The following is an 11138-nucleotide window of genomic DNA, read 5'->3' on the forward strand; positions in this document are numbered from 1 at the left end:
GCGACCGACTTCTGATGGCGCTGAGGGCCGAGCGGGTTTCCGGCGTCATCTGGCCCTTGGCCCGGCCGCCGATGTTGTACCCCTTGTCCTTCAGGATGGTCTGCGCCCATTGGATGTCGGCGACCGATGCCTCCGCCCAGGCCGAACCGGGCGCTCCCACCGTCAGAGCCGACACCACCACCGCGACAGCCGCCAGCGCGGCGCCACCATGCACCCGCCGCGAAATCCCAGACATCGCCTCTCCCTTTCGTCCGTGACGTCAGACCGACTTCAGAGCCACGACACTCCCCCGCCGGGCGGGGACCAGGGCCCCCCGCTAATCGCGGGAAACCAGGATCGTGTTACCAGATTGCGTCCTATTTCCGGCGGCGATTTTTGAGCCTCTGCCTTGTCAACCGCGCAGCGTTGCCGAAAAGGCGCGTTCCCGGAAATGGTGCGCGAAAATGGATCGGAAAGGGCCGGACGTGGTAGCGTCAAATCGGGGGCGAAAAAGGAGCGAGGCGCACGCCATGACCGGGACCGACACCGCACGTCCGCCACTCCTGCCGGCCCTGCCAAGGCAGGCTGTCCTGTCGGCCGCCCTTTCGACCGTGGCCCTGCTGTCCGGATGCGGCAGCCAGCCGTCCTACCGCGAGTGGACCGCCAGCCCGGACGTGCCGACCGTCGCCTATGACGAGTGCACCGAGCAGGTGGACACCACAATGCGCCTGCGCGGCTATCCCCAGCGCCCGCTGCCGGAAACGCCGCAGTTTGGCTATCGCAAGGAAATCTTCGCGCAGTGCATGCGGCGCAAGGGCTATACGGCGGAATGACGCCATCCCGCCCGTCCATTCACCGCCCGCCGGCGAGGTACAGGTAAGCCAGGACACCCGCCAGCGTGCCGATCAGGATAACCGCCAGATAGACGCGCATCGGCAGGGCGACCGCTTCGGCCGGCCTGCGCTTGTCGGCCGGCTTGCGCCGAACCGCCGCGCCCGGCTTCGGCGCCGGCCGGATGCGACCGCCTCCGCTCTGTCCTGGGGCCGGCCCCTTGGTGGGGTCGTACAGCTCGATCAGCGTCCAGTTGAACTCCATCCCCTCATAGGCGGAGTCCGCGTTGTAATCGAGCTGGATCAGCCGGAAATAGGCCCGCGGATTGACGCCGACCATCCGGTCGAAGCGCGCCTTGGCATGACCGAGCTCCTCCCCCACCTCCAGCGTCTTCCAGCCCTTGCCACGCGCCTTCTGGATGGCGAAGCGGGTCGGCTGGGGCGGGCGGGGGGTCGGCATGGCCGGCAGTTTAACGCCTTTGCTCAGGCCAGCGGAACCGCGTTGTTGCGGATGACCGAGGCATACCAGTCGTAGCTGGCCTTCGGCTTGCGGGCCATTGTCTTGCGGTCGACCTGGACCAGACCGAAATGGCGGCGGTAGCCCTCCGACCATTCGAAATTGTCCAGCAGGGTCCAGGCCATATAGCCCTTGAGGTTGCAGCCCTCGTCGATCGACTTGGCGGCGGCCAGCAGATGGTCGCGCAGATAGCCGATGCGGTCGCGGTCCTCCACCCGGCCGCTCGGGCCGACGGTGTCGGGATAGTCGGCGCCGTTCTCCGTCACATAGACGGGCGGGTTGCCGTATTTCTCCTGAAGTTCGGCCAGGATTTCGCTCAGCCCGTCCGGTTCCACCGGCCATTCCATGCCGGTCTTGCGCGTGCCCTCGGGCGCCGAGCCGTAACCGGTGCCGAACAGCCCCTGTGGATCAGGCTGCTGGTGCATGCGGCTGTAGTAATTGACGCCGAGGAAATCGACCGGCTGCATGATGCGGGTCAGATCGTCGGGCTTGGCGATGCGGGAGAACTCGGTCTCCAGCTGCTCCGGAAAACGCCCCTTGAACAGCGGGTCCAGGCAGGAGCGGTTCCACAGGGCATCCCACATCAACGAGGCGGGATAGTTCGAGTCGAGCCCGCCGACCGGCCAGGAGGGCTGGAGCGACAGCACGGTGCCCAGCCGCCAGTCCCTGCCGCCGGCCTTGCGCAGCGCCGCCAGCGCGGTGCCCTGGGCGAGATTCTGGTGGTGGATCGCCTTCAGGCAGTTCTGGCGGCCGATCAGGCCCGGCGCATGCCCGCCGGTGCCATGGCCGAAGATGGCGACCACCGACGGCTCGTTCAGCATCACCCAGTTCCTGGCGCGGTCGCCCAGCCGGGCGGTCACCGCCAGCGCATAGTCGGTGAACCAGCCGGCGATGTCGCGGTTGGTCCAGCCGCCCCGGTCCTGCAACGCCTGCGGCAGGTCCCAATGGAACAGGCAGGGCCAGGGCTGGATCCCCTTCGCCAGCAGCGTGTCGGTCAGCCGGTCGTAGAAATCCAGCCCCTTGGCGTTCACCGCCCCGGTGCCCTGCGGCATCACCCGCGGCCAGGCGATGGAGAAGCGGTAGGCCTTCATACCGGCCTGCGCCATCAGATCCACATCCTCGGCATAGCGGTGGTAATGGTCGCAGGCCACGTCGCCGGTGTCGCCGTTGGCGATTCGCCCGAAGGAGTGGCTGTAGGTGTCCCAGACGCTGGGGCCGCGCCCATCCTCGGCGACGGCGCCTTCGATCTGGTAGCTGGAGGTGGAAACGCCCCACAGGAAGTCCGCGGGGAACGAGACCGACGGGGTGGCCGCTCCGGTGGCGGCGCCGGGAGCGGCCTGGACGGCATGTCGGCCCAGCGCCGCCAGGGCTCCGGTGCCGGCCGCGGTGACCGCGGTCGCCTTCAGGGCCGTCGTCAGGAAAGTCCGCCGCTGCATCGCCTGCTTCTCCAATTTTCCTCCGGCCCCCGCCGTCGACCGCGATGACGGGGAGCCGTCGCCGCGCACTGTATGCAGTCCAACGGCTTTGGCAACCGGGGGATTCCCCGAACCGGCGATTCCAACGGAGGTGGCTCGGCCGAATAGAAAGGACCAGCGTCGCCATAGGCGCAGGCCGGCTGCTGGGATATAGTGAGGCCATGCAAACTGTCTTCCCCATCCTGATGGTCATGGCGATGCTGGCGGTGGTCGGCTCGCTGTTCGTCGGCCTCTTCTTCATGGCCCGCGGCGGACGGGGAGATCCGCGCCGCTCCAACAAGGCGATGCGGCTGCGCGTGATGCTGCAGGGCGCCGCCCTGCTGCTGTTCGTCCTCGCCATCCTGACCCAAGGCTGACGCTTCTCCATGGTAAAGCTGACCAAGATCTACACGCGCGGCGGCGACGCCGGCGAAACCTCGCTGGGCGACGGCAGCCGGGTGCCGAAGCACGACCGCCGTGTTGCCGCCTATGGCACGGTGGACGAGGCGAACGCCGTCATCGGCATGGCCCGCCTGCACACCCGTGACTGGCCGGATGCCGACGTCATGCTCGGCCGCATCCAGAACGACCTGTTCGATCTGGGCGCCGACCTCTGCACGCCGGAGGAGGAGGCCCCGAAATACCCGCCGCTGCGGATCGTGCAGGCCCAGGTCGACCGGCTGGAGGCGGAGATCGACGCGATGAACGCCGATCTGGCGCCGCTGACCTCCTTCATCCTGCCGGGCGGCTCTCCGGCCGCGGCCCATCTGCATCTGGCGCGCACCGTGGTGCGCCGGGCGGAGCGGCTGATGACCGATCTGGCCCGGCACGAGTCGGTGACCCCGGCCGCGCTGAAATACGTCAACCGGCTGTCGGACCATCTGTTCGTGCTGAGCCGGGTGGTGAACCGCAACGGGGCGGACGATGTGCTGTGGGTGCCCGGCGCGAACCGCTGAGCCACGGCCGCCATCCGACGGGTCCCGCGACCGGTCAAGCGCATGGGGCGCGTCATTGACAGTGGTATTGCCAGATCCTATGGTCCGTTCGCAACCACAGCAATTTTCGCGGTGTTCGCCGTAATAAGGCGCACGCTCAGCAGCCAGGGTGAGTTATGAAAGTCCTCGTCCCCGTTAAGCGAGTGGTCGACTACAACGTGAAGATCCGCGTGAAGGCGGATGGCAGCGGCGTCGAGACCGCCAACGTGAAGATGAGCATGAACCCCTTCGACGAGATCGCCGTCGAAGAGGCTGTGCGCCTGAAGGAAGCCGGCAAGGCGACCGAAATTGTCGTGGTTTCCGTCGGCCCGACCCAGGCCCAGGAGACGCTGCGCACGGCGCTGGCCATGGGTGCCGACCGTGCCATCCTGGTGCAGACCGACGTGACGACCGAACCGCTGGCCGTCGCCAAGGTCCTGAAGGCCCTGGTCGAGAAGGAGGCTCCCGGCCTCGTCATCCTCGGCAAGCAGGCGATCGACGACGATTGCAACCAGACCGGCCAGATGCTGGCGGCGCTGCTCGGCTGGGGCCAGGGCACCTTCGCCTCGAAGGTCGTTGCCACTGACGGCAAGATCGCGGTCACCCGCGAGATCGACGGCGGGCTGGAAACGGTGGAGCTGAAGCTGCCGGCGGTGGTCACCGCCGACCTGCGCCTCAACGAGCCGCGCTACGCCAGCCTGCCGAACATCATGAAGGCGAAGAAGAAGCCGCTGGAGACTGTCACCCCGGACAACCTGGGCGTCGACGTGACGCCGCGTCTGAAGACGGTGAAGGTGGCGGAGCCGCCGAAGCGCCAGGCGGGCATCAAGGTGCCGGACGTCGCCACGCTGGTCGACAAGCTCAAGACCGAAGCGCGCGTGATCTGAGGGGGATGAACTGACCATGGCCAACATTCTCGTCATCGCGGAACACGACGGCGCCTCGCTGAAGCCCGCCACGCTGAACGCCATCACCGCCGCCACCAAGATTGGGGGCGAGATCCATATCCTGGTCGCCGGCAAGGGCGCGCAGGCCGTTGCCGATGCCGCCGCCAAGGTGGCCGGCGTTGCCAAGGTGCTGCTGGCCGACGATGCCGCCTACGAGCACCAGCTGCCGGAGGACGTCGCCCCGCTGGTGGTGTCCACCGTCACCGGTGGCGGCTACGGCCATGTGCTGGCCGGCGCCACCTCGGTCGGCAAGAACTTGGCTCCGCGCGTCGCGGCGCTGCTGGACGTCGCCGCCATCTCCGACATCACCGCGGTGGTCTCCGCCGACACCTTCGAGCGGCCGATCTATGCCGGCAACGCGATTGCCACCGTGCAGTCGTCCGACCCGGTGAAAATCGTCACCGTCCGCACCACCGCCTTCGAGACCGCCGCTGCCGACGGCGGTTCGGCCGCCATCGAGACGGTGTCTGGCGCCGGTGCCACCGGGCTGTCGAGCTTCGTCTCGGCCGAGCTGACAAAGTCGGAGCGGCCGGAGCTGACCGCCGCCCGCGTGGTGGTGTCGGGTGGCCGCGGCATGCAGTCGGGCGAGAACTTCCCGCTGCTGGAGGCGCTGGCAGACAAGCTGGGTGCCGCCGTCGGTGCGTCGCGCGCCGCGGTGGACGCGGGGTTCGTGCCGAACGATTACCAGGTCGGGCAAACCGGCAAGATCGTGGCGCCGGAGCTGTACATCGCCGTCGGCATCTCGGGTGCCATCCAGCATCTCGCCGGCATGAAGGACAGCAAGGTCATCGTCGCGATCAACAAGGATGAGGAAGCGCCCATCTTCCAGGTCGCCGATTACGGCCTCGTCGCGGACCTGTTCAAGGCCGTACCGGAGCTGACGGAAAAGCTTGGATAAGGCGCGCTGATCCGGATCGCCGCGTCTGTCACCGGACGAAACCGGTGACAGACGCGGTGGACCAACCAACCCACATCCTTCGCGGGACAGCCTCCATGACCACGATCAAGAAGATTGGCATCATCGGCGCCGGCCAGATGGGCAGCGGCATCGCCCAGGTCTGTGCCCAGGCCGGCTACGACGTCTTCCTGTCCGACATCAGCGAAGCGTCGCTGGAAAAGTCGCTCGCCGGCATCACCCGGAACTTCGACCGGCAGATCCAGAAGGGCAAGCTGAGCGAGGCGGACAAGACGGCGGCGCTGGGCCGCATCGTCACCGGCACCGACCTGTCGATCTTCGGCGACTCCGATCTGGTGATCGAGGCCGCGACCGAGAACGAGGCGCTGAAGCGCGACCTGCTGAAGAAGCTGGTCCCGCACCTGAAGCCGGAGGCGCTGATCGCGACGAACACCTCGTCGATCTCGATCACCCGTCTGGCGGCGGCGACCGACCGTCCGGCCAAGTTCATGGGCATGCATTTCATGAACCCGGTGCCGGTGATGCAGCTGGTCGAGCTGATCCGCGGCATCGCCACCGACGAGCCGACCTTCGAGGCCATCAAGGAACTGACGCTCGCCATCGGCAAGACCGCTGCGGTGGCCGAGGACTTCCCGGCCTTCATCGTCAACCGCATCCTGCTGCCGATGATCAACGAGGCCGTCTACACGCTCTATGAGGGTGTCGGCGGCGTCGAGGCCATCGACACCGCGCTGAAGCTGGGCGCCAACCATCCGATGGGTCCGCTGGAACTGGCCGACTTCATCGGGCTGGACACCTGTCTGGCGGTGATGCAGGTGCTGTACGAAGGGCTGGCCGACAGCAAGTACCGCCCCTGCCCGCTGCTGGTGAAGTATGTCGAGGCCGGCTGGATCGGCAAGAAATACGGCCGCGGCTTCTACGACTACTCGCAGACGCCGCCGGTGCCGACGCGCTGAGGATCGTTTGGAAAGAGCCCGCCCTGACATACCAGGGCGGGCTCTTTTGTTGAGGAGGGGTCGGAAAGATCAGCGCCAATACCGCTCACTTCGGTAGCGCATAGGCGATCACCGAATCGCCACCCCTGGTCCCCAGCGAACCGTGGCCGCCGGCGACCACCAGCACATATTGCCGGCCGTCCTCGCCCTGATAGGTCATCGGCGTCGCCTGACCTCCGGCCGGCAGTCGGCTTTCCCACAACTGCTTGCCGGTGGAAACGTCGTAGGCCCGCACATAATAGTCGATGGTGCCGGACAGGAAGGCGACGCCCCCCGCGGTCATGACTGGGCCGCCCAGGTTGGGCACCCCCATGCGGAAGGGCAGCGGCACCGGCGCTGCATCGCGGGTGGTGCCGTTCTTGTGCTTCCAGACGATTTTGCCTGTCGTCAGGTCGGCCGCGGCAACATAGCCCCAGGGTGGCGCCTGGCAGGGCAGGCCGAGCACCGAGACGAAGGGAGCGAGCTTCACGGCATAGGGCGCGCCGAAATTCTCGTTCAGCGCCGGCAGGTTGAATTCGGGCCGCTCGCCGCCCTGGACATAGAGGTCAGTGTCGTTCTTACGTGGCACCAGCTGCGAGACGAAGGCGAGATAGGTCGGCGTGGTGAAGGCGATCTGGCGCTTGGGATCGACCGCGACGCTGCCCCAGTTGAACACGCCGAAATTGCCGGGATAGATCAGCGACCCCTGCAACGACGGCGGGGTGAAGCGGCCGTCATAGCGCAGGCGCTTCAGCGCGATGCGACAGGCCAGTTGGTCGAACAGCGTCGCTCCCCACATGTCCGCACCCGTCAGCGGCGGCGGATCGTAGGACAGGGCCGAGACCGGCTGGGTCGGGGCGCTGTGATCGCCCTCGGCGGCCCCCTGCGGCGCCGGCTTCTCGGTCACCGGCAGCACCGGCTGGCCGGTCCGGCGGTCCAGCACGAACAGCTCGCCCTGCTTGGTCGGCTGGACCAGCGCCGGGACGGTCTGACCATTGACGGTCAGGTCGATCAGGCTGGGCTGCGCCGGCACGTCATAGTCCCATAGGTCGTGATGCACGGTCTGGAAGACCCAGCGCACCTGCCCTGTCGCCAGATCGAGCGCGACGACAGAGGAGGAGAAGCGCTCCACTTCCGGGCTGCGGTTGCCGCCGAACTGGTCGGGCGGCTGGTTGCCCAGCGGCAGATAAACCATGCCCAGCCCCTCGTCCACACTGGCGATGGACCAGCTGTTGGGCGAGTTGACGGTGTAGGTCTGGCCGTCGGAAATCGGCGCGGTCCGGTCGGGCTTTGCCGAATCCCAGTTCCACACCAGCCGGCCGCTGTCGGCGTCGAAGGCGCGGACGACGCCGGACTGCTCCTTGGTCGAAACATTGTCCAGCACCGTGCCACCGACGACGATCAACTTGGCGGTGACCACCGGCGGCGAGGTCGAATAATAGGCGCCGGGTCGGACATTCGGCATGTTGGCCCACAGATTGACCTGCCCGTTCTCACCGAAGCCGGTGCAGATCGACCCGTCCTCCGGGTTCAGCGACACCAGGCGGCCGTCGGCGGTCGGCATGAACAGCTTGGCGGCACAGGCGCCACCGGCCGCGTTTGCCGCCGCCTGCGGCGCCGGGCGGTAGGACAGGCCGCGGCAGGTCAGGTGCTGCAGGGCCAGTTGCTTCTGGTCGATCTGCAGGTCGCGGCGCCAGACCTCCTTGCCGGTGGTCGCGTCCAGCGCGATGACATGCTGGTGCGGCGAGCAGAGGAACAGGCTGTTGCCAATCTTCAGCGGCGTTACCTCGAAGGTGGTTTCCTTCGGGTCGCCGGGCTGGCCGCGCCGGTCGCCCGTCTCATAGCTCCAGGCGACCTGGAGCCTGTCGACATTCTCCGGCGTGATGCCGGTCAGCGGCGAATAGCGCTGGCCGTAGCCGGTGCGGCCATAGGCCTGCCACTCGCCATCCGGGATGGCAGGGCCGGACGCCGGTCCCGCCGCCGCGGCCTGCTGGCGCGGCGGAACCGTCCCGTCGATGCGGTGCGGATCGGTGAACCAGGACGCGACGGCGACCAGCAACACGATGACCAGAGAGGCGGTCAGCGGAATCCCGCTGCCGCGGAAGGCACTGACGGGATAGGCGCCCGGCGCCCGCTCGCCAGCCATCGGTTCGCGCTCGCCGAGACCGCGGGTGACCCAGGGCAGCAGCAGCAGGACGCCGACCACGGCGATCACGTCGCCGCGTGCCGACAGCGGCCACCAGTCCAACCCGACCTCCCACAGGGCCCAGATCAACGTGCCGATCACCAGCAGCGCATAGATCGAAAGCGCCGCCGGCGACCGCTTCGCCAGCAGCGCGGCAGTGGCCAGGAACAGCAGGCCGGCAATGGCGTAGTACCAGGACCCGCCCAGCAGGATCAGCCACAGCCCGCCGCCCAGCGCGCCCAGCCCCAATATTGCCAACAGGCTAACCATCGCCCAGAGGGCGGCACCGTTCATCGCCCCGAGGGCGACGCTTCGTTCTGACTGTGTCATGGCACGCACCTCGACCGATAGCTTTTCGGACCGAACAGCCGGGCACGGCCAAGGTTGCGTCGCTCCTTGGGAGTTATCGCCTTTCCTTCCGCAGGGCTGCCCTTTCGGCAAGGTTCGGAACGGGAGCGGCACGATTTTTGTTGAAGGGCGGAGACACCCCAAATCCGTACAGGCGGATGCGGATGCCGTCCATGCTCCCATGCACCGCCCCATTCCTGGAGCAAGGATTTCGTTAAGATAAGCCCGCAGTCCCGCTATCGCGGCCTCTGCACGCGCAACTACCGGGTGGCGGAGGGGCGCCTGGCCGACCGCGCCGCGCTGGACTCTGGACCCCCAAGGCCCATCTGATCACCGCGGACGCCACGCACTGCCAGGAAAAGACCGCCCGCGCCCATTGGTCGGCGGAGAACGGGCTGCACTGGATGCTCGACGTCATCGTCGAGGAGGATCGCGTGCGCAACCGAAAGAATCACGGTCCGGAAAACCTCGCCACCCTGCACAAGCTCGCCCTCAACATCCTCAACCGCGCCCGCCCAGACATCTCCATATGCCGCAAACGCTCAGGATGCTCCGACGAGTTCGCCAGATCCATCCTCGGCCAAATGCGATGCCCTTGGCTGTCCAATGCCGTTCCATTGCACTCCACGGATGTTTATGAATATAATGAAAACCAGAAAAGAGAGATTGTGGCACTGAGAACGCTCTGGGATTCCAAAGGGCGGCGAACAGGAAGCAGGAAGTCGGGCACATTCACCACAACCCTCTTTAGTATATATCTTTGTCATTATGTTCTTGAAAAAGATGCAAGTGTTACAGATACCCCCCTTTGCGGGCAGATATATTTTTCCGGCACAATCAAATAAAAAACTCAGGGTGAATCCAAATGGCCAATATCGAGAGATTAAAAGCACAATTTAAGAACAGGGTATACCAAACGCTCGGCGAGGCGGGGCAAATGGATGTTGGGGATGGCTGCAAAGCCACTTGGAATCCCTGCAGCAATCCTAAGTACCCCGGTCCACGCTATGTGTATGTCTCGCTCGAAGCGCCGGACGGAACGCATCAGACCGCAATTTATGACCGCGATAATGGAAAGTTCGTTTCCTGATATCGTTTGGCTATTAGACAGAAGGAAAGAAAATGGGATACAGCCTTAAAGACCTTGAAAGAGCGGGACAACGGCTCAACGATCATTTTGACCAAAAAGCCAGGCAACAGGGCGAAGCGGCCGGACAAGCCCTCTATGAAAGCACGATGCGCGGTCGCGGATTATGGTTCATCTTGCATGTTCCGGTATGGATCATAATCATGGCATTCACTTCATCTATAGTTAATTATTTCACCAAATCGGAATGGATCGGCTACGGCGTCGGGCTGGTAATCGCCACTTATTGGTATCGGCTCGATTTTACCCGTGAAAGGCCGTTTGTAAGCTTCATACTTGGAGGCTTCGTTTTTCCTTTCATTCTTATCGAGGTGCTGAAGCGGCAAGGATTGTGGTAACAATAGGTTAACGTGGACGATTTGATTCAGCATCCAAATGGTGATGAAAAGGGATTTTTCGGCCGGACGGCAGTCAGATCTGCCAAATCGATCCATGTCCATCTCGGAACATGCGAGGCAAACCGTGCCGTGATTCCCAACCCTGCCGGCTCGTCATCACGGATCACGGCCCCTGCGCCGCATGCGCTGCTGCCCTGCGCAGAGGATCGGAAAGCCTGAGGGGGTGCTTAACTCTCGGTTAACCGGCGGGGACCATTGTCCCGCGGCTGAACGAGTATCCCCTCTCAAGCCTTCTGGAACAGAGCAGCTGCCATCATGGGCAACAAGACCATCAAGCTTTCCGACAAGTCCGGTTACCGCGACGTCGCGCTGGACGAACTGCCGCGCAATGTCCGCGCCGCTGTGACCGACCTGTCCACCAAGAACCCGGTCGCCGACATCATCGTCGACCAGTCCGGCATGCTGTACCGCATCCACCTGTCGGCCCCGGCCAACATGTATGTGGACGTGCTGGCAGTCGCCTGAGGCG

Annotated in this window: 12 protein-coding genes and 2 pseudogenes; 10 read left to right on the forward strand and 4 right to left on the reverse strand. The window is 65.4% G+C overall.

The genetic code is table 11. The features are described 5' to 3' along the window. Positions 1 to 235 (reverse strand): annotated as a pseudogene (locus tag I71_RS20130) (peptidoglycan-binding protein); the annotation flags it as partial. Between the two features lie 274 nt (positions 236 to 509). On the opposite strand from I71_RS20130, the gene I71_RS20135 reads away from it, so the two are divergent. Continuing rightward, the gene (locus tag I71_RS20135) at positions 510 to 812 is read left to right on the forward strand and encodes a hypothetical protein (protein ID WP_042697079.1); all 303 of its coding nucleotides are present in this window, start codon (positions 510 to 512) and stop codon (positions 810 to 812) included. A 19-nt stretch (positions 813 to 831) separates the two neighbouring features. On the opposite strand, the gene I71_RS20140 is transcribed toward I71_RS20135, so the two are convergent. Then, positions 832 to 1269 carry a hypothetical protein gene (locus I71_RS20140; RefSeq protein ID WP_042697081.1) on the reverse strand — a complete coding sequence of 146 codons (438 nt, stop codon included), beginning with the start codon at positions 1267 to 1269 and terminating at the stop codon, positions 832 to 834. Positions 1270 to 1292: 23 nt separating this feature from the next. Then, positions 1293 to 2762: a GH1 family beta-glucosidase gene (locus I71_RS20145; RefSeq protein ID WP_042697107.1), complete on the reverse strand. Its 1470-nt coding sequence runs from the start codon at positions 2760 to 2762 to the stop codon at positions 1293 to 1295. Positions 2763 to 2962: 200 nt separating this feature from the next. On the opposite strand from I71_RS20145, the gene I71_RS20150 reads away from it, so the two are divergent. The 5 genes from I71_RS20150 to I71_RS20170 all read left to right on the forward strand — a co-directional run bounded on the left by I71_RS20150 (position 2963) and on the right by I71_RS20170 (position 6573). Next, complete coding sequence (locus I71_RS20150) at positions 2963 to 3157, forward strand: twin transmembrane helix small protein (RefSeq protein ID WP_042697082.1); 195 nt, start codon at positions 2963 to 2965, stop codon at positions 3155 to 3157. Positions 3158 to 3166: 9 nt separating this feature from the next. Further along, the gene (locus I71_RS20155) at positions 3167 to 3736 is read left to right on the forward strand and encodes a cob(I)yrinic acid a,c-diamide adenosyltransferase (protein ID WP_042697084.1); all 570 of its coding nucleotides are present in this window, start codon (positions 3167 to 3169) and stop codon (positions 3734 to 3736) included. A 155-nt stretch (positions 3737 to 3891) separates the two neighbouring features. Beyond that, complete coding sequence (locus I71_RS20160; protein ID WP_042697086.1) at positions 3892 to 4641, forward strand: electron transfer flavoprotein subunit beta/FixA family protein; 750 nt, start codon at positions 3892 to 3894, stop codon at positions 4639 to 4641. A 16-nt stretch (positions 4642 to 4657) separates the two neighbouring features. Beyond that, on the forward strand, positions 4658 to 5599 hold the full coding sequence (locus I71_RS20165; RefSeq protein WP_042697089.1) for an electron transfer flavoprotein subunit alpha/FixB family protein: 942 nt from the start codon (positions 4658 to 4660) through the stop codon (positions 5597 to 5599). Positions 5600 to 5694: 95 nt separating this feature from the next. Further along, positions 5695 to 6573 (forward strand): 3-hydroxybutyryl-CoA dehydrogenase, encoded by an 879-nt coding sequence (locus I71_RS20170; RefSeq protein WP_042697092.1) that lies wholly within the window; start codon positions 5695 to 5697, stop codon positions 6571 to 6573. Positions 6574 to 6658: 85 nt separating this feature from the next. Here the strand turns inward: I71_RS20170 and I71_RS20175 are convergent, their stop codons facing one another. Further along, the gene (locus I71_RS20175) at positions 6659 to 9106 is read right to left on the reverse strand and encodes a membrane-bound PQQ-dependent dehydrogenase, glucose/quinate/shikimate family (RefSeq protein WP_083897279.1); all 2448 of its coding nucleotides are present in this window, start codon (positions 9104 to 9106) and stop codon (positions 6659 to 6661) included. 377 nt (positions 9107 to 9483) lie between these two features. Between I71_RS20175 and I71_RS36220 the strand changes: the two are divergent. The 4 genes and pseudogenes from I71_RS36220 to I71_RS20190 all read left to right on the forward strand — a co-directional run. Next, positions 9484 to 9714 (forward strand): annotated as a pseudogene (locus tag I71_RS36220) (ISAs1 family transposase); the annotation flags it as partial. A gap of 275 nt (positions 9715 to 9989) precedes the next feature. Next, positions 9990 to 10214: a hypothetical protein gene (locus I71_RS37610; RefSeq protein ID WP_148294300.1), complete on the forward strand. Its 225-nt coding sequence runs from the start codon at positions 9990 to 9992 to the stop codon at positions 10212 to 10214. Between the two features lie 32 nt (positions 10215 to 10246). After that, positions 10247 to 10609, forward strand: a complete 363-nt coding sequence (locus tag I71_RS20185) for a hypothetical protein (RefSeq protein ID WP_042697102.1) — start codon at positions 10247 to 10249, stop codon at positions 10607 to 10609. 315 nt (positions 10610 to 10924) lie between these two features. Further along, the gene (locus I71_RS20190) at positions 10925 to 11134 is read left to right on the forward strand and encodes a hypothetical protein (protein ID WP_042697104.1); all 210 of its coding nucleotides are present in this window, start codon (positions 10925 to 10927) and stop codon (positions 11132 to 11134) included. The last annotated feature ends 4 nt before the right edge of the window (positions 11135 to 11138 follow it).

Origin of the sequence: Azospirillum sp. B506 (genome assembly GCF_000333595.1) — a bacterium.
Classification (GTDB): Bacteria; Pseudomonadota; Alphaproteobacteria; order Azospirillales; family Azospirillaceae; genus Azospirillum.